We start from the raw sequence: 25498 nt of genomic DNA, 5'->3' as shown, positions 1-25498 counted from the left end.
TGTGGTTTAGTGTACTCAGCGCGGCTGGCTAGGGCTAGCCCTAATGATGGTTTACCAAGGATAGTTGAGAGTAAATAAATGGCTAATATAGTGAAATCATTAGGTCTACTCGCGTTAGTGTGTAGCGCACCGAGCATGGCACAAGTCTCCCATGTGAGCGTTAACAGCCGCATGTTTGAGTTAGGTGGTTATCCTAAACTCAGGGTGAATGTGATTGCGGATAATCAAGACATGTCGCGCTTAGAGTTTGTAGTGCAGCAAGCCGGCAGCGAAGAAAAGTTAATGGTTGAGGAGCTTAATCGCTTTTTAGTTTTGCTCACGGGTGTTGAAGATGTAAAAGATGACAAGGCTAAACTCTTAGTGAGGGAGTATCGACTCGACCGATGGTATGAGGTCAAAAGTATCAATCTATTTGGCGAGGCTAAGCCAACATTGGCCACGCTAACCGCAAAAGCGGCATCGGGCAGTAAAAATACGACGATAGCGCAGGTGCAAAAGCGTGCGGATAAAGTGAATGCTCAGCCTGTAAAAGTGGCCGCTGAATCCACGCGAGTGTTGGAGGCTAAGCCTACGACGGCGGTTATCGCGGCTGCAAATACTCATGTAGATACTAAGCCCACAGTGTCAGCGGCTGAAATCGTGACTGGTTTTAAATTCCCTGAAGCAGTGAATGAGCAAAATATATCAGTCACCGAGGCAAAGCCTGTCGCCAAAACCTCTGAACCTGTTGCTGTTAAAACAACGCCTGTTGAAACTGTGATGTCTGAATCTGTTGCCGTTAAAACAACGCCTGTTGAAACTGTAGTACCTGAGACTGTTATGTCTGAAGTCGTAGCTACAGAAACTGCGAAGACAACAAATAGCGAACTCAAAGTGAATGCTGCTGAAACGTCCCCAACAGCTTCGCAGACACCTGAACATTGTCAGTTAACTTATCTTGCAGGTGAGACCTTGTGGCGCATTGCGAATCGCTATGCCAACGATTGGGACGTGAGTGTTTATGGCGCTATGCTGGCGATCTACGAGGCGAATCCAGCGGCATTCTCAAAAAATAAAATCAACGCACTCAAGAGTAATGCGGCTCTGTCCTGTCCTTCAAAAATGATTTTGGCACAGCATGCTAACGCCAAAGAGGCGCAGGCGATGTTTGAAGCTAAAGAGGCGGGGAAATGAAGCGGCGAACTAAAGTCAAAATAGCCGCAGAATAACCGTCAAACGCTCAGATAATCTACTTGTATCCCTTGTGGGTATGCTGTACCATTCTGCGCCCTAAACATATTGTTATTAACATGCATGTGGTGTCCGACTACGGGTTGGAAGAGCGACATGGCCTTACACTTTTGAGGTAACCCCAATGAAACCAGGTATCCACCCAACATACGCTATCATCACTGCAAACTGTACTTGTGGTAACGTTATCAAAGTAAACTCTACTGCTGGTAAAGATCTGCATTTAGACGTATGTGGTGCATGTCACCCATTCTACACTGGTACACAAAAAGTTGTTGATACAGGCGGTCGTATCGACAAATTCAACAAGCGCTTCGCAGTGCTTGCAAAGAAATAATTGCGATTGCAATGTTTCTAGAAAAGGCGCCTATGGCGCCTTTTTGTTTTCTATCATTTGCCGAACCGCTTTATTTACGCCTATCTTAATACTTATGTTAAATCCCCCATCTGGTACGACTTCACTCAATTAATCGTCAACTTATTGCGTATTGCGAGTTCAAGTATGTAATTCGACTTATTTATAGCAATTAACTATAAGATAAATATGCTAGCCGTTATATATTGTAATTTAACCAACATTTTTGAGATTAACTCGCTACAACTAGCGCTATAACTACAAAATATATGTTTGTTTCCTACAAAATATATTAAGAAATGCAGCTTTATTATAGGAGATAAGTTTATAAAACTAAGCTTAGAGGGTCTATTTGCAGGCTAAAGTGAAATTTCTGAATCTCTTATTTAAAAATTCCCCTTATTGGCGTATCTTACCCCGACCAGCCAGACTATTAACATCACCCTTTGGTGAGACTAGATGTGTGTTGGTAGGCCTTACTCTCATAAATTATAAATGTCGCATTTCAGGATTTTAAAATGTCAGATATTCGTCAACAAGCACTCGATTATCATGAATTTCCAATACCAGGCAAAACCGCAGTTTGCCTTACCAAACCTGCCGAAACGAGTCACGATCTCGCCCTAGCTTATAGCCCTGGTGTGGCTGAGCCTGTGCGTGAAATCGCGGCTAATCCTGACAATGCGTATCGTTATACAAATAAAGGTAATACGGTTGCCGTGATTACTAATGGTACGGCGATCTTAGGTTTAGGCAATTTAGGCCCCTTGGCTTCTAAACCTGTGATGGAAGGCAAAGCATTATTGTTCAAGCATTTTGCAAATATCGATTCGACAGATATTGAGATCACCCACAATACGCCTGAAGAATTTATCAATACAGTTGCAGCGATTGCTGACACTTTTGGTGGTATCAATCTTGAAGATATTAAAGCGCCCGAATGCTTTGTTATCGAACGTGAATTGATTGCCCGTTGTAAAGTGCCGGTATTCCATGACGATCAGCACGGCACTGCAATTGTGACTGCGGCGGGTATGATTAATGCGCTGGAAATTCAAGGCAAGTTGATCAGCGATGCAACGTTTGTGTGTATGGGCGCCGGTGCCGCAGCCATTGCTTGTATGACTATGTTGGTTAAATGTGGTGCGAATCGCGCTAACATTTATATGCTAGACACTAAAGGTGTTATTCATTCTGGCCGTACGGATCTTAATGAATATAAAGCGCTATTTGCGAATGATACCGACAAACGCACGCTTCTTGATGTTATTAAAGGCGCAGACGTGTTTTTAGGCCTATCAGGTCCTGACGTGATTGGTGCAGAAGAAGTTGCGCTGATGGCCGATAAGCCGGTGATTTTTGCCTGTTCTAACCCAGATCCTGAAATCAAACCGGCACTGGCTCACGCAACGCGTAGCGATTTGATCATGGGTACCGGTCGCAGCGATTATCCAAACCAAGTGAATAACGTATTGTGTTTCCCGTTTATTTTCCGTGGTGCCTTGGATGTGCGTGCGTCATGCATTAATGATGAGATGAAAATCGCCGCGGTTCATGCCATTGCTGCACTGGCAAAAGAGCCTGTGCCTGCGAGTGTATTAAAGGCTTATCCTAATGTGACTTCACTGAGTTTTGGCCCTGAATACGTGCTGCCAAAACCTATGGACCCACGTTTATTGCCTAATGTTGCCCGTGCGGTTGCACAGGCGGCTATCGACTCTGGTGTTGCTGCTATCCCTACTTTACCTAAATACGCCGACTAGGCTAAAAGTGGTAAAAACATCGAAAAGAGGCTAATTAGCCTCTTTTTTGTTTTTAAGTGGACATTAAAGTCACAGCGTCTTGGTTGCCTTTTAGGTTATGCTACTGAATAATCAACGGACAACTTTGTTGTACTCCTGTTAAAATCGCACAAATAATTATAATAATCCTGCAGGATAGCGGATAGATGAAATTCACCCGAATGTTAACTACAAAATTAACCAGCTTTTGGTTAATGTCATTAGCCGCTATCGCCTTCGTATTTTTGCTGAGCGCTATGATGAGTTTCGTGCAGCTGACCTATAAATTTCAGCAGCAGAAAGTCGCCGAACTCGAAACTATGTTAGTGGACCAATATCAACACCAACCCGATTGGGATTTGGAGGCTTGGCTGCCGCCCATGCTGCTCGCCTACAATGCTGTTGATTTTCGGCTGACCTTGAAAGATGAAGTGATCTTTGCCTATGAAGGCAATCTGACTACGCAAAATGCCATGGTGTATGACCATGTGTTAGATCCAAAATCTGGTCTGCGTATGCAGCTGACCTTGACCCAACCCTTCGAGCATTACACTTTTAGTTGGTATGAAATCCTCATCCTGTTGGTCGGTGTGTTAGCTGTGGCAGCCTTAGTGCGTTTTGGCTATTTATGGTTTTCCCAGCAATTGGATGGCATTGAAGAATTAGCCTTACGCAGTCGATTGATCTTGCAAGGTAAGCACGAGCAAGCACTCGCGACTCCCGGAAATGGCAAGCCAAGGCTGATTAACCGCGCTTTGACCAAGTTGTTAGAAGAATTACAAGACGCACAAAAAGAGCGCGGTCGTTTTGACAAGTTCATTCGTTCTAATACCTTTCTCGATGCGGAAACGCGCATTGGTAATCGACTTTTCTTAAATAACCGTCTCGACGCCCTTAGTCATAATCAGGCGATGCTCGCCCATGGGGTGATTTATTTATTAGAGATGGATGATCTGGATTTACTGCAGCAATCCCAAGGTGAAGCGGTAACCAAAGAGTTATTAAACTCGACTGTTAACGCGATAAGCCAATTACTGCAAACCCAAGCCAACAGTATCTTTGCCCGTCGTTCCCACAATCAATTTGCCATAGTTGTGCCGCAAATCTCGTTAATCGAAGCCGACCAATTCGCCAGTAAGTTACTTAAGATATGTTTGAGCCAGCCTTTACCTGAAGTCGAGAATAGCGATAATTTTTTCCACCTCGGATGCGCTTATTTTACCGCCGGCGACAATGCGGCGCAGTTAATTGAAGAAGCCGATATGGCTTTGAGGGCGGCACAATTACAGGGTAACAGTAATTGGTTTATGTACGACAAAGGCGCGATTGATGAAGAGTTTGCTAAAGGCTCGGTGCGTTGGCGTAGCTTTTTAGAAAACGCGTTAGTGCAAAGGCGATTCTTCCCCTTTAGCCAGCCGATAATTGATTCAGATGGTAATGAGCACCATAAAGAGATATTTACTCGGGCGCGGGATAATCAAGGAGCGTTAATTCGTGCCACACTGTTTATTCCAATGGCGAATAAATGTGGTTTAATGCCGCAAGTCGAACGGCAAATTATTGAGCGGGTATTATTGTTACAGTCTAATGAATTAGCGGACGGCGTGTCGAATACTCAAAAAAATAAGAAATCAGCGCCACAGATATACAGTATAAATCTGAGTTTGGATTCGCTAATGAGTCGAGCTTTTACCCAATGGCTAAAAACGACGCTGTTAGAATATCGTCATTTGACCACGCGATTGATTTTCGAAGTATCGGAAGATATCGTTATTCAACATCAAGAAAAGTTGCAGCCTAAATTAGATATGATCCGTAAAATGGGCGCGAGATTATGCGTCGATCATGTGGGCCAGCAGGTCGTTGGCACTTACTATATTCGTGAATGTCATTTTGATCTAATTAAGCTACATAGATCGATTGTGCGGCATATTCATTTACGCCCAGAAAACCAATTATTCATCCGTAGCTTGATTGGCGGTTTGTATCGAACGGAAGTGCAAGTTTGTGCCGAAGGGGTTGAAGTCTTCGAAGAATGGCAGACGCTGCAAATCCTCGGCGTTGGCGCAGCGCAGGGAATGTATTTCAGTGAACCCATTGAAGCTAAGTAAGGCAAGTGTGGTATTTGGGTGACTAATGTCGTCTTAGAGACAAATAGATCCTATTATTCACGTATTTATCTATAAAATACGAGTATTTGCAGCTAAACTATCCAGTGCCAAAATAATGACGTTTGCTGTTTAAATTAGCGATAAAGCAAGTCAGAGGGCAAGGAACACTGGAGAGTGGAGTGACAGGACGTTTAAGCATAAGAGACTACTCACGCTTTTAAATTCAGTTGGTTACAGGCATCTTTATGGAAAAAAGTCTTATAGGTCGACTCGCCTTTTGGCAGAAAAAAACGGATCCGACTAGCCTTGGCATCTATGTTTATGCCGATAAATTATGGGTTTACGCACCTGCTCAAAGTGATCGTACTGAACTGTGGTTACCCTTCGAGCTTAAAGATGAGCACTGGTCATCGGCGTTTGCTGCCGTCGCTAAATCCTTCCCTAATGCTCAATTACAACTGGTTTTAGCTTCAGGGCTTTATCAATTACTGCTGACTGATAAACCCAATGTCGATACTGTCGAATTATCCCAAGCCTTGCTGTGGTCAATTAAAGACATGGTGACGCTACCTGTGCCGCAAATCCATTTAGACTATTTCGAGTCACCCATTCCCAGTAATAAAATCAATGTGGTGGTGGTCGATAAAGCTAAACTCGTGAGCATGGTACAGGCCATTCATGAACAAAATTTACAACTTATCGGTATCAGTATCGAAGAGTTAGCCATGACCAACTTATTTGGTGATGACCACCAAGCTCGTCTGGTGGTCAGCCATATTCCAGGGCAAGAATTGTTATTGACTGTGGTTAAGCAAGGGCAGCTGTACATGCAGCGGCGTGTGCGCGGATTTACCCAGTTGGATAAGACTCAAGCCGATGAGTTAACTTATGGCATGGCAGATAATTTAAGCTTAGAGATTCAGCGCTCTATGGATTACTTTGAAAGCCAGTTAAGGCAAGCTCCGGTATCTTCTATTGAACTTCTCGCCGATGGCGCCGTGGATACTTTAGCTAAGCTAGTGTCGGCAAACTTTAATCAAGCTGTGAATGTTATCGATAAAAGCTGTGTTGGCGCGCGATTAGCGGGATTAGCCTTTGCCGAATTTTCCAGAGGTGCTGAGTGATTAAATACCGAGTCAATCTCTACACTCCTTCCTTACTTCCGCCAAAGCAAAGATTAACCTTTGCACGTTTGGGGGCTTATGCTGCGGGATTTTTGGTCCTATTTGCGGCTTTAGGCGGTTATAGCTACTGGCAAGTCAGTGAGCTGCAACAGGCTCAGCAATTGGCTGCTCAGCAAAAGCTGCAATTCGATACCCAAAAACAGGCATTAGAAGCACAAATTGCCGCGCGTAAACCCGATGCCGATCTCGTTGCGCGAGTGGATTTAGCGGCACAACAGTTAGAGCTGAAGCAGTTACTCATGGGTGAATTGAGTCTTAGGGCCTCTTTAACCAGCCGAGGTTTTGCGCCTGTACTTAAAGATTTAGCGGTCGTGTCGGATGCGAGCGTGTGGCTTAGTCATATCGTCATTAATGAGCAAGATTTTATGTTCGAAGGTTTTGCCGACCATCCTCAAAGCATTCCGCAGTGGATTGGCAAACTTAAAACAACGCAGACTTTAAAGGGGCAAGCTTTCTCGTCGATGAGTATGGATCGCGGTGAAGATAAACCTTTGGCCTTTACCTTGAAGAGCGATAGCAAGGAGGAGACCGCGCAATGAAGCAAAAGTTAGCCCAACTAGGGCAACAGTTTGATGCGTTAAGTCGCCGCGAGCGAGTGCTGATCTCAGTCGCTATTCTGGCCGTGGTCGGTATGCTGAGTTATTTACCCTTAGAGTCCCTGTGGAAAACCCATGTGGCGTTGTCACAACAGCTAAAAGCCTTAGAGCAAGAAAACGTGATTTCGGCCCAGCAGGTTGACTTGTATCAGCAACGTTTAGCGTTAGATCCCAATCAAGATTACCAACAGCGTTTAGTCTTGTTAGAGCAACAGAATCAAGCCTTAGATGCCCAGCTTAATGAGCAGATGGTGGATATGGTGCCGGCAGACTATATGCCAGAGCTGCTGGGTAATTTACTGGGACAAGTGCAAGGGATTAAATTAATTAAGTTTATGTCGATTGCGCCTATTCCCCTGTTAGCTGTGGGTGAAGAGAAGAAACTCAATCTGTATAGCCATGGTATTCGTATGAGCTTAGAGGGCGATTATTTCTCTGTGCTGCGCTTTGTGGAAGCCGTAGAGGCCATGCCAGATAAACTTTATTGGAAGCGTCTCGACTATAAAGTTGCAGAATATCCCCAAGCGACAGTAGAGATTGAACTTTATACCTTGAGTATTAATAAGGACTTTATCAGTGTCTCTAAATAAGTCTTATATTATCAATGTGTTGTTATTACTCAGCAGCCCTATGGTGTCTGCTGAATCACTGCGCGACCCTACCTTGCCCGGTAAAGGTTTTGCTGTGGTGGGTCATGCGAGTCAAGTGCAGGATCAGGCAATGGTACTTAACAGCATAGTGAGTTCAGGCAACACGGCTTATGCTGTGATAAATAACAAGATATTGTCTGTTGGCGACAGCATTCAGGGGCTGAGTATCGTCAAGATCACCCCCACTTATGTGTCGCTGTCCGATGGACGGAAATTGACATTGTTTCAAGCAATAACAGAGAGATAGGGAATACACCTCAGATGAAAGCGATTAAATACTTTACACCTCTGCTCTCACTTTGCCTTGTGGCGTGTCAGACCACAAATAGGCCACAACCGGAGGCGAGTAAGGCGGCACTAGCGGCCTCAATGGCGACGGCTACGGCATCAACGACGCCACCGCCTGCGACTATGCCGGATGCGGTTCAGCGAGAATTGAATTCGGGCGCTTTACTGTCAGGCTTAACCCCTGCGCTGGAAACTGAGCGTCGTTTCGATGTATCTGCCCATGATGTGGATGCCAAAGTATTTTTTCCAAGTTTAGTCCAAGGTACGCCGCTGAGTGTTGCTGTGCATCCTGATGTGCAAGGTACGATTTCGTTATCCCTTAAAGGTGTAACCTTAAGCGAAGCGATTCAAGTGGTTGAAGATATCTACGGTTACGAAGTGAGCCGTGAAGGGCGTATTCTAAGAGTGTTCCCCGCTGGAATGCGTACTGAGACTTTCCCGCTGAATTATCTTTATATGGAGCGCGACGGCTTATCTGTGACCTCAGTGAGTTCTGGGCGGATTTCCGATAGCAATAATTCCAATAGTAATTCGAACAATAACAACTCAAATAACAGTGGTTCGAGTAATAATAATTCCAACAGCAGTAACGGCAACAACTCCAGCAGCAATGGCAGCAGCGATAGCAGTAACGGTACATTTATCCGCTCGCGCACTAAGACTGATTTTTGGGGCGAGCTGAAAGAAACGCTGACGGCGATTATTGGTGACACAGGAAATGGGCGGCAAGTGGTGGTTACGCCGCAGGCGGGTTTAGTGACCATTCGTGCTTTCCCTAGTGAATTACGCCAAGTTCGCACTTTCTTAAATTCTGCCGAGAGTCATCTGCAGCGCCAAGTAATCTTGGAGGCTAAGATCATCGAAGTCACATTATCTGATGGCTATCAGCAAGGTATCCAATGGGAGAATGTGCTGGGTCATGTCGGCAATACGAATGTGAATTTTGGGACTTCGAAAGGCCCTGGGTTAAGCGATAAAATCACCTCGGCGATTGGTGGCGTGACCTCGCTGAGTATTAAAGGCTCCGACTTTACGACCATGATCAATCTGTTAGATACCCAAGGCGATGTGGATGTATTGTCTAGCCCAAGGGTAACAGCATCGAATAACCAAAAAGCTGTGATTAAAGTCGGTACCGATGAGTATTTTGTCACTGACGTTTCATCGACCACAGTAGCGGGCGCAACGCCTGTGACCACTCCACAAGTCGAGCTCACGCCGTTTTTCTCAGGCATTGCCTTAGATGTCACGCCGCAAATTGATAGTGACGGTAATGTGTTATTGCACGTGCATCCATCCGTTATCGATGTGAAAGAGCAGACTAAAGATATCAAAGTGAGTGATGCTTCGTTGGAGCTACCTTTAGCGCAGAGTGAAATTCGCGAGTCTGATACCGTTATCCGCGCCGCTTCCGGTGACGTAGTCATCATAGGTGGCTTGATGAAGAGCGAAAATACCGAAGTCGTCTCGCAAGTGCCTTTGTTGGGGGATATTCCTTTCCTCGGGGAATTGTTTAAAAACCGCAGCAAGCAAAAGAAGAAAACTGAGCTGATTATTCTGTTAAAACCTACGGTAGTTGGCGTCGATACCTGGAAAACTGAGCTACAACGTTCTAAGACCTTATTAGATCGTTGGTATCCGGAGACAAAGTAAGCTTCTATGTATCAGAAGCATTTTGGCTTAAACCAAGCCCCATTTTCATTGACACCCAATACCGGATTTTTTTTCGGCCTATCGCCACACGTAGAAGCCCTGCAAGTGTTGCAAACTGCGCTACAAACGGGTGAAGGTTTTATCAAGGTGACAGGGGAGGTGGGGACAGGTAAAACTCTGATTTGCCGCAAGCTTATCAATGAATTACCGACTAAGTTCCATTGCGCCTATCTACCCAATCCTTACCTTACGCCTGCAGAGTTACGCTGGGCGGTGGCGAGTGAGTTAGGCCTTAAATACGCCAGCAATATCGACCAGCAGCAGCTCACTGGGCTTATCCAGCAGCAGCTTTTAGCTTTGAGCGCCCATGGTCACGCCATCGTATTAGTGCTCGATGAAGCGCAGGCATTGCCGGACGACAGTTTAGAGGCGCTGCGGTTATTCACTAATCTCGAAACCGAGACGCGTAAGTTATTGCAGGTGGTGTTATTTGGGCAACCCGAACTTGATGAAAGACTTAAACGCCAAGAATTCAGGCAATTAAGACAACGTATTACTTTTAGCTACAACCTTCGCCCACTGACATGGGATGAAACCGATGCTTATATTCGTCACAGATTAGCCATAGCAGGGCGTGCGGGCGAACCACTCTTTACATCACGGGAAACACGTCAGATTGCTTATGCGTCCCGAGGGATCCCCAGATTGATCAATATTCTTGCCCACAAAGCCTTGTTACTGAGTTTCGGCGAGGGCGCTACGCGTGTGCAAACCTCCCACGTTAAAGCGGCGATTCAAGACACTGAAGATGCGAGCGTGCGCCGATTATTGTCGTGGAAATGGCTACCTTTTTTCTCTCTGATAACTGTGGTGTTCGGTTTGGGATTACAACACGTTTTGAGGAGTGTTGTATGAGCGTGATCAACAAGATGTTGCAGGATCTCGACAAACGTCAGCAGGGGCACGAACTTAGTAACGTCACTCAACCGCAGGTGCAATATTTAGCTCGCAGGCGTTCATCATCTCACTGGCTGCTGCTCTGTGGTTTTTCACTGCTATTCGGTGGCGGCACGGTTTATGGCTGGCAATTTTTCATGGCAGAGCCTGCAGAAGCGACAGCTTCATCTCAAGCGCAGGAACAAAATACTTTAACCGCCCAAACTGAGTCTGTGCGGATCGACAGTGTTGCCTCAGAAGAAGCTTCACCTAACGTCGATGCCGCTGCTAAACCATTGAAGCTTGCGACGACACAGAAGATTGCGGCGGCGATGACAGCCAATAGTGAAGAGTTTGAACCAAGTGCCACCGAAGTGGCATCGAGTCAGGCACCAGAATTGGGAACCGCAAAAGAAGCTGAGCATGAGCAACAAGCTCAGTCTCAGTCGCAACCCCAACAAAAACCACAAGCAGACGTGAGCCTTGAACTCGCAAATGATCAGGTTGATACGGTAAGCGAGCCAAGCCACTCGCAGCCAAGCCATTCACAGCCAAGTAGTGCGACATCGAGTGTGCGTAGCGCCGAGGTCACTGTAGCTGCACCCTCTGCGTTAATGATGTCGGAGCGGGCCAGTGTTGCCGCCGATAATGAAGGTAATGCGAGCAATGGGCTTAACGACGCTGATGCAGGCACTAATCGACTCGCGCCCAAAGAACAAGGGCAAATGGCGATTACTGAGGTGAAGTTAACGCCAAAGCAGCTGGCAAAGAAGCGGTTTACGTTAGCGAGTGAGGCAGAAAGGGATGGCAAGCTCAAAGATGCCATTAGTTATTATGAGCAAACCTTGGCGCTTGAACCCAGCATGCACGAAGCGCGCAAGCAATTAGCTGCACTGCATTATGGCCAAGGTCAATTAGCCAAAGCCAGTGAAGTGTTGCAGCAAGGCATGCTGTTATTCCCGCAGCAGTTAGACTTTGCCTTATTGCTCGCTCGGGTTCAGCAAGCCGCTGGTCAGGCTGATCTCGCATTAGTGACGTTAGCTAACATACCTGATACGCATCCGCTGGCGAGACAAAAGTGGATGGCACAATCGGATTTGGCACAAAAGCTAGGGCAGTTTTCAGTGTCGGAACAAGCCTACAGGCAGTTATTACAACAAGAACCTCAACAGGCTAAATGGTGGATGGGACTGGCTTATGCGCTTGATTCGCAGCAGCAATTTCTCCAAGCACGCCAAGCCTATCGGACTGCGTTAGGCCACAGAGGCTTATCGGCGCAGGCGAGTGCCTTTATCGAACAACGTTTGACTCAGCTAGGAGATAGCCAATGAAACCCAGATTAAAAATGCGTTTGGGCGATCTGTTAGTTCAAGAAGCCATTATTACCGAAGCGCAGTTGCAACAGGCGTTAGGCGAGCAGCGTAATACGGGCAAAAAACTGGGTCGTACCCTCATTGATCTGCAATCGATTACTGAGCATCAGTTGTTGCAGTTCTTGTCGCAGCAATTGAATGTGCCTTTGCTTGATATCAGTAAAATGCCGATCCCAGCGGAAGTCGTGCATCTTATTCCTGAGGTGCAAGCCCGACGTTTCCGCGCTTTAGCGGTTGAAGACAGGGGCGATAGCGTACTGGTCGCTATGAGTGATCCTGCCGATTTGCAGGCGCTCGATCACCTCGAAATGCTTATCGCACCTAAGCGTTTGAAGTTAGCGGTAGCGCCCGAGCAGCAACTGCTGCAAGCGTTTGATAACTTATATCGCCGTACAGACCAAATTGCTCAGATCGCCGGTAAGCTCGAAGAAGAATACGCCGCCGATGAGATGTTCGATTTAGCCAGTCTGACTTCGGGTGACAGTGACAATGAAACCACAGTGGTTAAGTTGCTACAGTCGATTTTTGAGGATGCGGTGCAAATGCGCGCCTCGGATATCCATATCGAACCCGGTGATAAAGCCCTACGTATTCGCCAGCGTATCGATGGCCAGCTACACGAAACGATTCTGAATGAAGTTAATATTGCCGCGGCTTTAGTATTGCGACTTAAGTTGATGGCTGGACTCGATATTTCTGAAAAACGTTTGCCGCAGGATGGCCGTTTCCACATGGAAATCAAAGGTCACCATATCGATGTGCGTATGTCGACTATGCCGATTTACCACGGTGAATCTGTGGTAATGCGTTTACTCGACCAATCGGCGGGGTTATTGACCCTAAACGAAACCGGTATGCCGCCTGCTATTTTGGCGCGTATTCGTAAACAGATTAAACGCCCCCACGGCATGTTGTTGGTCACTGGTCCCACGGGTAGCGGTAAAACCACCACCTTGTACGGTATTTTGAGCGAGCTCAATACCGCCGACCGTAAGATCATCACAGTGGAAGATCCGGTCGAGTATCAATTGCCACGGATCAACCAAGTACAAGTTAACCATAAGATTGGCTTAAACTTTTCCAACGTATTGCGAACTACCTTACGTCAAGACCCCGATATCATCATGGTAGGGGAAATGCGTGACCAAGAAACCGTTGAGATTGGCCTGAGGGGCGCATTAACGGGTCACTTTGTGCTATCGACCTTGCACACTAACGATGCGGTCACCAGTGCGCTGCGTTTACTCGATATGGGCGCTGCGAGTTATTTAGTTGCCAGTGCCTTAAGGGTGATTATTGCCCAGCGTTTAGTGCGCCGCGTGTGCCATAACTGTGGTGTTGAGTATCAGCCGACATCGCAGGAAAAAGCCTGGCTGAGTAGCGTGAGTCGTAAAGATTTTACCCATGCAAACTTTAGAATCGGTACCGGTTGCCAGAGTTGTAACGGCAGTGGTTATCGTGGTCGTATTGGTATTTTTGAGATCCTCGAGCTCGACGAAAAGATGATCGATGCGATGCGTACCGGTAATCCGCAGGATTTTGCCAGAGCCGCGTTGCAGAGCCCGAATTTTACTCCGCTCGCCGAGTCAGCGTTGCAATATTTGAGCGAAGGCATGACGACCATTGAAGAGGTGGCTAAGCTGGTAGAGGATGTGAGTGAATCACAGATACCTTTGTCGAAGGATATTATTAGCCAACAAGGCGTTGAGGCGTAATTATGCCGATTTATCAATACCGTGGACGCAGTGGTCAAGGTCAATCCGTTACAGGGCAATTGGATGCGGCATCGGAAAGTGCCGCTGCTGACATGCTATTGGCGCGGGGGATTATCCCCCTTGAGGTCAAAGTCGCCAAAGTGGTTAAGTCATTCTCACTGACTAAGTTATTTGGTGGAAAAGTCGCGTTAGAAGAATTACAGATTTTTACTCGGCAAATGTACTCCTTGACCCGTTCTGGCATCCCGATTTTGCGGGCGATTGCGGGCTTGTCTGAAACGGCGCATTCCCAGCGGATGAAAGATGCGCTCAATGATATTTCTGAGCAGCTCACCGCAGGCCGACCCTTATCATCATCCATGAATCAACATCCCGATGTATTTGATTCCTTGTTTGTTTCTATGGTGCACGTGGGCGAAAACACAGGTAAGTTAGAAGATGCCTTTATTCAGCTGTCGGGCTATATCGAGCGTGAGCAGGAAACACGGCGGCGAATTAAATCGGCCATGCGTTATCCCATGTTTGTCTTGATTGCGATTGCGCTCGCTATGGTGATCCTCAATATTATGGTGATCCCTAAGTTTGCCGAGATGTTTTCCCGCTTTGGCGCCGACTTACCTTGGGCGACAAAAGTGCTGATTGGTACATCGAATCTGTTTGTGAATTATTGGGCCCTGATGTTGGTGGCGCTGATCGGCACTATTATCGGCATCCGTTATTGGCACCATACGGAAAAGGGCGAGAAACAGTGGGATAAGTGGAAACTGCACATCCCCGCCGTAGGATCGATTATCGAGCGCTCGACGTTAGCCCGTTATTGTCGTAGTTTCTCTATGATGCTGAGCGCTGGCGTGCCGATGACGCAGGCCTTAAGTTTAGTGGCTGATGCGGTAGATAATGCCTACATGCACGACAAAATAGTCGGTATGCGCCGTGGAATTGAGTCTGGTGACTCTATGCTAAGGGTATCGAATCAGAGTAAGTTATTTACGCCGTTGGTGCTGCAAATGGTGGCAGTGGGTGAAGAGACGGGGCAAATCGATCAATTACTCAATGATGCGGCAGACTTCTATGAGGGCGAAGTAGACTATGATTTAAAGAACCTCACCGCTAAATTGGAGCCTATTTTGATCGGTTTTGTGGCCGTGATTGTACTCGTGTTGGCCTTAGGGATATACCTGCCCATGTGGGATATGCTTAATGTGGTCAAGGGCGGTAAATAATCGATATGGATAATGTTTATCTTCTATCTTATGTGTGGGGCTGAGGTTAAATGCAGACTCAGCAAAAGGCAGAAAGCGATCTATTACGCATCTATGGGCGTATGATAACCATAGGGTTAGTGTTGGTTATCATGGCGGTGATTGGAGCTAAGTACTTTTTTACCCTACCGCAAATTGCGGCCCGTGGATTAGAAGTGGATCATGCGCGTTTTTTAAATGTACTGGTGATGGCGCGCTCCCAATGGTTATCTTTGGGTAAGCCGCCGCAGATGCAGTTGAACTGGGAAGTGTTTGACAATTCCGCAAAGGAAACTGAGCCAAGTGTCGTTGATGTGAATGGTTTAGGTTGGCCGCAACCTAAACAGTTAAACGGCCAAGGTTGCCAAGATTTATGGCAGCAACTTATGGGCGCAGAAGTGGATAACGCAGGGCTAGTTGCAGATTACTTAGTTAAGGATAACAGCTGTCACTATCGGTCGCACAATGGCGATAGTTTAGGCTATCAACTGAACTCTGGCAGGGTCATTTTTTTGACTGCACCCTAAAATATTGTTAACTCAAAGGCTTTTTAAAATTGATTTAGCTGTTAGAATAAAATTTCTTAAGTATGGGGCATATATATGAAAACTAAGCAAACAGGTTTCTCATTAATAGAGCTTGTGATTGTGATTGTGATTTTAGGGCTACTCGCTGCAACCGCGATCCCACGATTTTTAAATGTCACCGATGATGCTGAAGACGCCAGTGTTGACGGCGTGGCCGGTGGTTTATCGACTGCCGTTAGCTTTGTGCGTTCGCAGTGGGAAGTCGATGGGCGCCAAAATAGCAGTGTGATCTTAGATGGTACGTCAGTTTCGCTCGATCCTCGTTTTGGTTATCCAACGGGAACTTCAGTGACGGATGTGACTGCTATGACTGATGCGAGTTGCCAACAAGTATTTAATACCGTGCTGCAGAGCGCTCCTCGTAATGTGCTCTACACTCAAGATGCGCGTAATCAACGTTATACCGTGCGCGTGATTGATGGCGCAGGTGGTAGCGCTAATTCGATTACAGGCACTGTCGTTGCTGGTTTAGATTTATGTGTTTATCACCAAGTTGCTTCACTGGTGCTAAATCAAACAACTGGCGTACCCACTCCTACACCGGATTTATCAACAGCTGGTGCGAAAGGAATCGTGTATAACCCAGGCACAGGTAAAGTGCTAAGCTTTACTCAAACGCCATTTGTGCCATAGGCTGTAATTAACAGTTTTATTTTGTTCATGTTTTAAGTAACTTAGTTCAGAAGTGACTTAACTTAATTAGTACTCACACGAGTACTCACTGATAAAGAAAGGTAGTTTGATATGAAAAGACAACAAGGTTTTACCTTAATTGAATTAGTCGTAGTGATCATTATCTTAGGTATTCTTGCTGTCACAGCGGCACCTAAGTTTATTAACCTGCAATCTGATGCTCGTGTGTCGACATTAGAGGGTTTTAAAGCATCGGTTCAAGGTGCAAATACTTTAGTTTATTCTAAGGCGGCAATCGCTGGTGTTGATAAAAATACTACAGCAACCGACGTAACGATAAATGCTGCAGGTGATACAGTATCGACTATTTTTGGTTATATGGATGATACGGAAACTAACTTCCCTACGGCGTTAGAAGTAAGCATGGAGACATTGGGTGCTGCTCCTGCTACTGGAAATGTCACTACTACTGATGGTGAAGATTGGGCTATGTTTTCAGATAACGGTACAGTTTCATTTTGGCAAAATGGCGCGCCAGATTCATGTGTGTTGATTTATACACCAGCGACAGCGACAAGCACTCCAACTTATAGTGCAATTCCAGACGCATCGAAATGCTAGTTGATTAATACTCTTAAAGGCCTGCCTAGCAGGCCTTTTTTTTAGATAAAATGCGGTTCTTACATGATTTTAAAGAAATGAGTCTGCCAAGGATTTGCTGACATTTATTTGCGTTAATTATATCGTTGGCAGAAACTGAACCTAGCACTTGAAATCAGCAATTAACCAGAGCGATGCTTAACTTCTCTATGTCAAAACAGGCCGGATTTACCTTAGTCGAATTAGTGACGACCATCATCTTGATTTCAATTCTTGCTGTGGTTGTGCTGCCTCGCCTGTTTACCCAATCTTCTTACAGTGCCTATAGTTTACGTAATGAGTTCATTAGCGAGCTGCGTCAAGTACAGCAAAAAGCGCTCAATAATACCGACAGGTGTTTTCGTGTAACTGTTTCTGTCACTGGTTATCAAGTGAGTCAATTCTCTGCCCGAAATGGGGCAGCTTGTTCTGGCACTGCGTTATCGCCAAACCCGCTTTATAGCCAGGCTTTTCAAGGTGGTGCTCAATTAGTGCTAGTGAGCACTAACAGCAGCAACTTCACCCTCGATTTCGATATCAACGGTAGACTTTCGTTGGCTTGTAATGGGCCATGCATTAATGTGATTGCTAATGACACTGTGATGATTAACGTCTCCAGCGAGGGTTATATTTATGCCAACTAATGCTCTCTTTAAAGGACATATTCAAGCCCGTCAATTAGGTTTTACCCTTATCGAATTAGTCATTGGTATGTTGGTGATTGGCATTGCGATAGTGATGCTAACCAGCATGTTATTTCCCCAAGCAGATCGTGCGGCCAGCACCTTACATAGAGTACGCAGTGCTGAGCTTGCCCATTCGGTGATGAATGAAATATGGGGCAAGCGTTATGATCAAAACACTAATGCCAATGGTGGAACGCCGGCCTGTGATAGTCCGCTAGGAAGCAATTGTTCCACTTCCTTGGGTCCAGAGGTGGGTGAGAGTCGTAACAGCTTTAATGATGTGGACGATTACAACGGCTTAAATGAAACAGCGACTATGCTCAACTCAACCCAAACGTATGCCGCTGCTTATCCTAACTATCAATTAAGTGTCACTGTCGCCTATGGGCCTGCGCCCAATACTAAGCTAGTGACCATTAATGTGACGACGCCGGACAATGAAGTGATCACTTACAATCTGGTAAGGAGCAATTACTAATGGGCTCTTTTTCAGCAAAGCGTATGCAAACATCCAAGCGGGGTTTTACCTTAGTCGAGATGGTCACAGTTATCTTGATTCTGGGGATTCTTGTGGTCGGGGTGAGTAGTTTTATTATTTTTGGTATGCGGATTTTTGTTGAGTCGAGTTCAGTCGATCAAGTACTAAGCCAGAGCCGTTTTGCCGTTGAGCGAATGACCCGTGAGCTGCGTAGTGCTTTGCCTAATAGTGTGCGAGTTAATACCGATTCGCTGACCTATCAATGTATCGAGTTTGTGCCTATCGAAGCCAGCACGACTTATCTCACTATGCCAATCATCCCCGATGCTGCCGCGAGCACTGGGATAGTTATTCTAGATAATACGGTGAGTGCGATTCGCGTGAATCAATTCGCTTGGATCTATCCCTTGATTGATGCCGATGTGTATAGCAGCGCGAGACAAAAGCGGGCACAGGTTAAAACGATTGCTACTTCGCCTTCCCCTTTGGAGCATCAAGTTACGCTGACTTTTACTGCGCCAACACGTTTTGCAGAAGCATCACCACGGCAAAGGATCTATTTTGGTTCGAGTCCAGTGAGCTATTGCTTTGAAAAGGGGCCAAGCGGCAATGAATTACAATTATTGCGTTATGCTGGTTATAACTTTAATGCCGTTCAGCCAAATCCTGCCGCTATGCCTACCACTATGGGCACGGGCGTGCTAATGGCGCAAAGTGTGGCAAATGTTTTAAATAATGGTGCTGATTTACCGCTGATTTTAACGCCATCTAGCCTAGTGAATAATGCTATGGTGCATTTACAACCGCGGTTTAATGTAAATGGTGAGACGTTCCAATATCGACATCAAGTGCAGGTGATCAATGTTCCTTAATTCACAGCGTCGCTCGATAGGGCGTAATTCAGCATCCAGATCATCACTATCAAGATCAAAATCTTACGCACTGCCTGAGCGCCAGCGTGGTAGTGCGTTAATCATTGGTGTGTTTGTGATTACCGTGATGTTTCTGCTGGCATCGGCACTGATCAATATTGTGGAAGACGGTGATGTTGGGCTCACCCAAGAAGTATGGGGAACCCGTGCCTTTGCAGCGGCGAACAGTGGCGCCGATGCGTTGCTGGCTAAGCTGTTTCCATTGAATGGCAATGTTGGAACGTGTTTAGCATCAGATGTTTGGACACCGCCCGATGTAACTGGTTTTCATGCCTGTAGTGTGACGTTGACTTGTACAGCATATGCGGTAGACACAGTCACTCAATATCGAATCAGCAGTAAAGCGGTATGCGAAAGCGGCGAAACGCGCGTCAGCCGACAAGTTGAGGTAGAAGCCCGTGGGAATTAATCTTTTTCATCGTGCCATATTGGCAGTACTTATCTTGAGTTTCCCTTCTGCTGTGATGGCATTCGACCCTATTGACCAGAGTGTTATTTTTGCCAAGGTTGCTCAAGGGCATCATGGCGATAACTCTAACGTATGCCATCAGATATCATCGCCACAGCTGATGATAAACGGTAATGGCATTATTAATGGTACTGGTGGTGCTGCATTAGATTATTGTTCGAGTAACGATGGCAGCGGGCTTGCTAATAACAGTTGTGATAACGGTTCTGGTGGAGTGCGTAAATGTACTATCGATGGCAGTGATATTCGAGGGTTAAAATTAACTGGGAGCAATGCTTTTTTATCGAGTAGCGGCGCTGGTGGCGGTTATGGTTCTTGTAATAGTGGCGAGCAATTAACACTTGGTGCTAATGGGCAAAATCAGTTTAGCAATGTTTCGCTTTATTCTGCTTGTACTCTGACTCTATCGGCAACTCAAAATGAGTATCGATTTAACACTATCGCTATTGGGGGCGGGGCGACGCTCGTTTTATCCGAGGGGGACTATTGGGTAGATAGTTTTACCTTGAACCAAAATGCTAAGGTGATTTTGCAAGGTAATGTCCGCATTTTTACCAAACAAAAATTTGAGTTAAATGGCGGTAAATTTAATGAAAATAATACGGCTTCTGCACTTATTATCGGTTATAGCGATATTCAGCTAAATAGTGATGCTTTACTCAATGGGCGAGTTTATAGCGATGCAACATTAAGTTTAAATAATAACTCGATTATTAATGGTCGTGTCACGAGTCGTTATTTAGTCATGAGTGGTGGCAGTATTAATGAAGATTTGCCTGTTGCACCGCTACAATTACAGTTTGGTAAAGCGACCACTACTTCAGTGACGTTTGCCAATGCTTTCCCTGTTGGCGTGAAACCACTTATTTTCCTTATGCCGACAATATCAACGGCGAATACTAGCAACGATGGACCTGCATCAACCTTTGTATCATCTGTGACTAATACCGGATTTACTTGGGTGCAAAGTGAACCAACGAGTCCCTCAAACCGCTATATCGCTTCGAATAGTATGCCGGAAGTGCATTGGATTGCTGTGACGGCAGGTTCACATGTTTTATCCGATGGCAGTCAACTTGAAGCAGGTAGAATCTCTACCGTTAACGCATTGAACATGAGTAACTCTGCCTGGACGAATGTGCCGCTGAATACGTCTCTGAATGTCGTATTGAATCAGTTGCAGACGCGCAATAATTCTTCCTGCTGGCTGACAAGCGTGGCACAGTTAAATTCGAGTGGTATTCAACTCAATTTAGATACCTCTGAGGTCCGTTCTGGAACTCAATGTAAACCTGGTAATCTGCGAAGTTTACAATCAGAAACGATTGGTTATTTAGCGGTAAAATCCAGTGTTGGCACAGTCATACTGAATGGTGAGGATGTTCACTATCAATTCGGTACTGCACTTACCCACACAGGCGGGGGAAATACTAAAACGCTGGCTGAGCAATGTGCTTACAACACGAGTTTGACTGGATTTGTTAATCCTCCGACTTTAGTCGCGGGGAAAGATTCTCGTCGAGGTGGCGATGGTGGCTGGCTAAGACGCTGTAATTTGAGTGCAACTCAAGTCAGTATGGTGAACGACGAAGATACCTATGGCGATAGTGAGCGTAGTCATCTTGCTGAAGACTATGGCTTTGTTGCGCTGGAGAAAGTCGCGCCAGTTGAAGAGTGTTTTACTGATGACTTTTCCCGCAGCAGCTTAGGTAACGATTGGGCAACGAAAGTGCTGGGTTCTTCTACTCCGCCGGCTATCAACGGGGGACGACTAAGAATAACGCCAGCATTGGGTAATCAGGCCACTGCAAGTACTTACCAGCGGTTATTTCCTGCTGAAGGCAATCTCGTCACGATAGAGTTTGATTATTATGCTTGGTCACCTACATCTGGAACGGGAGGTGATGGGGTTGCGGTTATTTTATCGGACGCTTCTGTTACACCGCAACCTGGCAGCTTTGGCGGTTCACTCGGATATGCACAACGTGATGATGGTACGCCGGGCTTTGCGGGAGGTTGGATTGGTGTCGGTTTAGATGAGTATGGTAATTTTTCCAATCCGAATGAGGGGAAGATCGGTGGCCCTGGATTTAGATCTCAATCGGTAACATTACGCGGTTCTGTGGCGGCAAATTATCAGTATTTGGCTGGTACCGCGGCGAATTTGAATCCTAGAATTGATGTTCGTAGTACGTCAACCGCAGCACCCAATCATAAATATCGGATTAAAGTTGATTCAACTATCACAGGTCAAGCTTGGGTATCGCTAGACAGAGATGTGCGTGATGGTAATGGATATCAGGTACTTGTCCCTCGATTTAATGCGAGAGCGATATCAGGTCAAGATTCTGTTCCTGCCGATTTTTATCTGTCATTTACGGGTTCTACTGGTGGCGCCAATAACAACCACGAAATCGATAATTTTAAAGTTTGTGCAATAAAATCCAAACCGATTGGCTTACAAGTACATCATTTTGAATTTGATTACTCATCATCACCGCTCACCTGTAAGGCAGAGCCTATGCAGATCAGAGCGTGTGCTGATGGAAATATTCCTTGTACCCTGTTTACTGATCCTGTTAGTGCGCAATTGTCACTGAATCCTGCTAGTAATGGCGGTTGGTACCAAAATGGCAGTAGTGTTAGTAATGTCGGTTTCATCAACGGAATCGCCTCTGTTGACTTACGTCATAATGTCACCACCCCAGTCACAATCGGAGTATCGAGTTCAAATCCTGCCACCGTCCCTGGTAGTAATACCTTGTGCCGCAGTGGCGCTGGCGCGTTATCAACCGCGGCTTGTACGCTGTCATTTGCAGATAGCGGCTTTTTAATTGATATGCCAGATAAACTGGCCAATAAAGCCCAAAATGCGACTATTTCTGCGGTCAGAAAGTCAAATGACAACCTAGAGTGCGTGCCGACGTTTGCTGGTCAAACAAAAAGGGTCGATTTATGGAGTCAATATATTTCGCCTGTCGCTACATCTATGTTTACCCCAACAGCCGTTAGCATTAACTCAGCTTCTATCAGCGGTTCGAGTTTGTCACCTTCTTCCCAGAATTTAACCTTTGATGCCAGCGGTAAAGCAACGATAGCGGTCAATTATAGCGACGCTGGTAAAGTTGAGCTAAACGCCAAATATACCGGTGTTGCTGGCACGCCCGATGAAGGGCTGGTGATGATAGGTAGCGATCCCTTCGTCAGTTTTCCTGTTGGCCTGTGTATCACGCCCAAAGACAGCGGTGCTTTGTGCCCAGCGGGAGACGTTAGTTGCGCTGTATATAAAAAAGCCGGTGAGAGTTTTAATTTGCAGATTGCTGCAAAAGCCTGGGTTATTGATAACGACAGTAATTATTGCGATAACCCAAGCACGCCCAATTACGTTCAATCCGGTATTGCGTTGTCGAGCCAACTGGTGGCGCCAAGTCCCGGTGCTCAGGGCGAAGTAGGTATTGCCAGTTACGATCAAGTGGCCGCGACAAATAATCTCAATACAGTCGTTCAAAGTATCAGTGAGGTGGGGGTATTTACCTTTAGTGCTGCGCCGCCCGCGAGTTACTTGGGATCAAGTTTTTACTCAATACCACTGGCAAAGAGTACCAACATAGGCCGATTTGTTCCTGACCGCTTTGGGGTGAACGCACCGAGCGTAATGCCTGCATGTAGCAATAGCTTTAGTTATATGGATCAAAATTTTGCTGTGGCATTTAATCTTAAAGCGCTAAATATCGCTGGCGTTGTGACAGAAAATTATCGTGGCAGTTTTGCTAAGGCATCGGGATTGCTGGTGGGGGAAAATAATGATGATGGTAATGATATGCAGGCACGATTAAATGACGTGGTTGTACCTTTGCAATCGAGTTCTTGGGTGATAGGTGAGGCTAACATAGATTATCAACCCCATTTCTCGCGCCTCCCTGCTTTAGTAGGTGGTGAAGTTGATGGTACCTATGAACAAATGCTGTTGGGGATTAAAGTATTTGATAATGACGGTAATGTGAGTTCAGTAGCAACACCCAATATGAATGCTGCCACCCTTGGCGACTGCAGTGTCGGTAGCAATTGTGATGCAGTTGTATTATCCGCTAACCAACAGAAATATCGTCATGGCCGTGTGGTGATGGATAACACCTATGGTCCTGAAACTGAAATACTGCGTATGCCGACTCGGGCCGAATATTGGAATGGTAGCAGTTGGGTATTGAATACCAACGATAGCTGCACCACTGCAGTGTATGGTTTGGGTTCGCAAGTGGACAATGCCGGCCTTGGCTACAATTTTGATCCCGACTTAGTGGTGGGGCAAAGTGTTACTCGTTCTGGCGGGACTGCAACGTTCCAAGCTGGCCAATTTGAGTTGCTCTGGCAAGCGGTCACCTCAAGTGGTGCGCCATACCGCGGTCAAGTGACTGCGCCCTTGGATGTGCCGACATGGCTTGAATGGTACTGGAATTGGAATAGTGTATCACCAACAGATCTTACTGATCCGCGGGCAAGTGCGTATTTTGGTCGCTACCGAGGGCATGACAAAATTATCTATTGGCGTGAGGTAAACTAATCTGAGTTATCTCAGCTATTGAATCGAGCTGAGTCTTTCGTATGAAATGCGCATCAGTTTCATTTATTGAAGGTCGATTGAAACCCTAGCGACAGATTCTAAATGCAATTTCTGAGTTTGACATTTGTTGTTGGTTTGTATGTTTCTTCGTTTTCGGTTGTCGATATTTTCGTCAATAAACAGTATTTTCCGCTTAAATACTGTTTTTTAGAGGACGATTTGAAAAAAAATCACTTCATTAGCGATTGTTAACCTCCTCGGTCTTGTGGAATCAGGGTGGCATTGATAAAGTTAGCTGATTTTTCTTTTCTTCTGACTCCACAGAATACAGGCTAGTTACATGTTTAAGAAGCTACGCGGCATTTTTTCTAATGATCTATCGATCGATTTGGGTACAGCTAACACATTAATTTATGTTCGTGGCGAAGGCATAGTGCTCAATGAGCCTTCTGTTGTTGCTATACGTGGTGAGCGTGGTGGCTCCGGTCAGAAATCTGTTGCCGCGGTCGGCACAGAAGCTAAACAAATGCTCGGCAGAACGCCTGGTAATATCCAAGCTATCCGCCCAATGAAGGACGGTGTAATCGCTGACTTTTATGTGACTGAGAAAATGCTGCAGCACTTTATCAAACAAGTGCACAACAATAGCTTTTTTCGTCCAAGTCCACGGGTTCTAGTGTGTGTGCCAGTTGGCGCCACTCAAGTTGAACGCCGTGCGATCCGTGAATCAGCCATGGGCGCTGGTGCTCGCGAAGTGTATTTGATTGAAGAACCTATGGCTGCTGCGATTGGTGCGGGTTTACCTGTATCTGAAGCGACGGGTTCTATGGTAGTGGACATCGGTGGTGGTACCACTGAAGTCGCGATTATTTCGCTGAATGGCGTAGTGTATTCGTCTTCCGTCCGTATCGGTGGTGATAAGTTTGATGATGCGATCATCAACTATGTTCGCCGTAACTACGGTAGCTTAATTGGTGAAGCCACGGCTGAGCGTATCAAGCACACTATCGGTACTGCTTATCCTGGCGATGAAGTGCTAGAGATCGAAGTCCGCGGCCGTAACTTGGCTGAAGGTGTACCTCGTAGCTTTACACTGAACAGCAACGAAATTTTAGAGGCCTTACAAGAGCCATTATCTGGCATCGTAAGTGCTGTGATGGTGGCGTTAGAACAATCTCCACCAGAATTAGCTTCAGATATTTCTGAGCGCGGTATGGTGTTAACTGGCGGTGGTGCGTTATTGCGTGATTTAGACCGTTTATTAATGCAAGAAACCGGCATTCCAGTAATGGTGGCGGACGATCCATTGACCTGCGTAGCACGTGGCGGTGGTAAAGCCCTCGAAATGATTGATATGCACGGCGGCGATCTGTTCTCCGAAGAAACCTAATTTAACTTCG

Annotated in this window: 22 protein-coding genes; all 22 read left to right on the top strand. The window is 46.0% G+C overall.

Annotated elements, in window-relative coordinates; all coding sequences use genetic code 11:
* Nucleotides 1–78: 78 nt before the first annotated feature.
* The 22 genes from Q4Q57_RS09110 to Q4Q57_RS09005 all read left to right on the top strand — a co-directional run bounded on the left by Q4Q57_RS09110 (nt 79) and on the right by Q4Q57_RS09005 (nt 25488).
* Nucleotides 79–1173, top strand: coding sequence for a FimV/HubP family polar landmark protein (locus Q4Q57_RS09110; RefSeq protein ID WP_311890632.1), 1095 nt, complete (start codon nt 79–81; stop codon nt 1171–1173).
* Nucleotides 1174–1354: 181 nt separating this feature from the next.
* Nucleotides 1355–1567 carry a 50S ribosomal protein L31 gene (gene rpmE, locus Q4Q57_RS09105; protein ID WP_063883331.1) on the top strand — a complete coding sequence of 71 codons (213 nt, stop codon included), beginning with the start codon at nt 1355–1357 and terminating at the stop codon, nt 1565–1567.
* Between the two features lie 536 nt (nt 1568–2103).
* Nucleotides 2104–3348 carry a malic enzyme-like NAD(P)-binding protein gene (locus Q4Q57_RS09100; RefSeq protein WP_006083276.1) on the top strand — a complete coding sequence of 415 codons (1245 nt, stop codon included), beginning with the start codon at nt 2104–2106 and terminating at the stop codon, nt 3346–3348.
* Between the two features lie 185 nt (nt 3349–3533).
* The gene (gene csrD, locus Q4Q57_RS09095) at nt 3534–5477 is read left to right on the top strand and encodes an RNase E specificity factor CsrD (protein ID WP_311890631.1); all 1944 of its coding nucleotides are present in this window, start codon (nt 3534–3536) and stop codon (nt 5475–5477) included.
* A gap of 245 nt (nt 5478–5722) precedes the next feature.
* Nucleotides 5723–6601 (top strand): MSHA biogenesis protein MshI, encoded by an 879-nt coding sequence (locus Q4Q57_RS09090; protein ID WP_311890630.1) that lies wholly within the window; start codon nt 5723–5725, stop codon nt 6599–6601.
* Nucleotides 6598–7200, top strand: coding sequence for a fimbrial assembly protein (locus Q4Q57_RS09085; protein ID WP_263176124.1), 603 nt, complete (start codon nt 6598–6600; stop codon nt 7198–7200). Before Q4Q57_RS09090 ends, Q4Q57_RS09085 begins: the two co-directional genes overlap by 4 nt.
* Nucleotides 7197–7847: an MSHA biogenesis protein MshJ gene (locus Q4Q57_RS09080; RefSeq protein ID WP_300478510.1), complete on the top strand. Its 651-nt coding sequence runs from the start codon at nt 7197–7199 to the stop codon at nt 7845–7847. Before Q4Q57_RS09085 ends, Q4Q57_RS09080 begins: the two co-directional genes overlap by 4 nt.
* Nucleotides 7834–8154: an MSHA biogenesis protein MshK gene (locus tag Q4Q57_RS09075; RefSeq protein WP_311890629.1), complete on the top strand. Its 321-nt coding sequence runs from the start codon at nt 7834–7836 to the stop codon at nt 8152–8154. Before Q4Q57_RS09080 ends, Q4Q57_RS09075 begins: the two co-directional genes overlap by 14 nt.
* A 14-nt stretch (nt 8155–8168) precedes the next feature.
* Nucleotides 8169–9848, top strand: a complete 1680-nt coding sequence (mshL, locus tag Q4Q57_RS09070) for a pilus (MSHA type) biogenesis protein MshL (RefSeq protein WP_006083270.1) — start codon at nt 8169–8171, stop codon at nt 9846–9848.
* A 6-nt stretch (nt 9849–9854) separates the two neighbouring features.
* Nucleotides 9855–10763, top strand: coding sequence for an ExeA family protein (locus Q4Q57_RS09065; protein WP_006087051.1), 909 nt, complete (start codon nt 9855–9857; stop codon nt 10761–10763).
* Complete coding sequence (locus Q4Q57_RS09060) at nt 10760–12115, top strand: tetratricopeptide repeat protein (RefSeq protein ID WP_311890628.1); 1356 nt, start codon at nt 10760–10762, stop codon at nt 12113–12115. The genes Q4Q57_RS09065 and Q4Q57_RS09060 overlap by 4 nt, the downstream gene beginning before the upstream one ends.
* The gene (locus Q4Q57_RS09055; RefSeq protein WP_311890627.1) at nt 12112–13872 is read left to right on the top strand and encodes an ATPase, T2SS/T4P/T4SS family; all 1761 of its coding nucleotides are present in this window, start codon (nt 12112–12114) and stop codon (nt 13870–13872) included. The genes Q4Q57_RS09060 and Q4Q57_RS09055 overlap by 4 nt, the downstream gene beginning before the upstream one ends.
* A gap of 2 nt (nt 13873–13874) precedes the next feature.
* Nucleotides 13875–15095 (top strand): type II secretion system F family protein, encoded by a 1221-nt coding sequence (locus Q4Q57_RS09050; RefSeq protein ID WP_011847942.1) that lies wholly within the window; start codon nt 13875–13877, stop codon nt 15093–15095.
* Between the two features lie 50 nt (nt 15096–15145).
* A complete protein-coding gene (locus tag Q4Q57_RS09045; protein WP_311890626.1) occupies nt 15146–15640 on the top strand; it encodes an MSHA biogenesis protein MshF in 495 nt (164 codons plus the stop codon).
* Between the two features lie 75 nt (nt 15641–15715).
* On the top strand, nt 15716–16333 hold the full coding sequence (locus Q4Q57_RS09040; RefSeq protein WP_311890625.1) for a prepilin-type N-terminal cleavage/methylation domain-containing protein: 618 nt from the start codon (nt 15716–15718) through the stop codon (nt 16331–16333).
* Nucleotides 16334–16444: 111 nt separating this feature from the next.
* Entirely contained in the window at nt 16445–16954 is a 510-nt protein-coding gene (locus Q4Q57_RS09035; RefSeq protein ID WP_268650161.1) for a type II secretion system protein, read from the top strand.
* Nucleotides 16955–17127: 173 nt separating this feature from the next.
* The gene (locus Q4Q57_RS09030) at nt 17128–17616 is read left to right on the top strand and encodes a type II secretion system protein (protein ID WP_311890624.1); all 489 of its coding nucleotides are present in this window, start codon (nt 17128–17130) and stop codon (nt 17614–17616) included.
* The gene (locus tag Q4Q57_RS09025) at nt 17606–18136 is read left to right on the top strand and encodes a prepilin-type N-terminal cleavage/methylation domain-containing protein (protein ID WP_011847937.1); all 531 of its coding nucleotides are present in this window, start codon (nt 17606–17608) and stop codon (nt 18134–18136) included. Before Q4Q57_RS09030 ends, Q4Q57_RS09025 begins: the two co-directional genes overlap by 11 nt.
* A complete protein-coding gene (locus Q4Q57_RS09020; protein ID WP_311890623.1) occupies nt 18136–19008 on the top strand; it encodes a type II secretion system protein in 873 nt (290 codons plus the stop codon). Before Q4Q57_RS09025 ends, Q4Q57_RS09020 begins: the two co-directional genes overlap by 1 nt.
* Nucleotides 18998–19477 carry a hypothetical protein gene (locus Q4Q57_RS09015; protein WP_006083258.1) on the top strand — a complete coding sequence of 160 codons (480 nt, stop codon included), beginning with the start codon at nt 18998–19000 and terminating at the stop codon, nt 19475–19477. Before Q4Q57_RS09020 ends, Q4Q57_RS09015 begins: the two co-directional genes overlap by 11 nt.
* Entirely contained in the window at nt 19467–24098 is a 4632-nt protein-coding gene (locus Q4Q57_RS09010; protein WP_311890622.1) for a DUF6701 domain-containing protein, read from the top strand. The genes Q4Q57_RS09015 and Q4Q57_RS09010 overlap by 11 nt, the downstream gene beginning before the upstream one ends.
* Before the next feature lie 340 nt (nt 24099–24438).
* The gene (locus Q4Q57_RS09005) at nt 24439–25488 is read left to right on the top strand and encodes a rod shape-determining protein (protein WP_006083256.1); all 1050 of its coding nucleotides are present in this window, start codon (nt 24439–24441) and stop codon (nt 25486–25488) included.
* Nucleotides 25489–25498: the final 10 nt, after the last annotated feature.

Origin of the sequence: Shewanella sp. SP2S2-6, assembly GCF_031931965.1 — a bacterium.
Taxonomy (GTDB): domain Bacteria; phylum Pseudomonadota; class Gammaproteobacteria; order Enterobacterales; family Shewanellaceae; genus Shewanella; species Shewanella baltica.
Note: the sequence above shows the minus strand (reverse complement) of the source record. Positions and strands in the feature narration are given on the sequence as shown.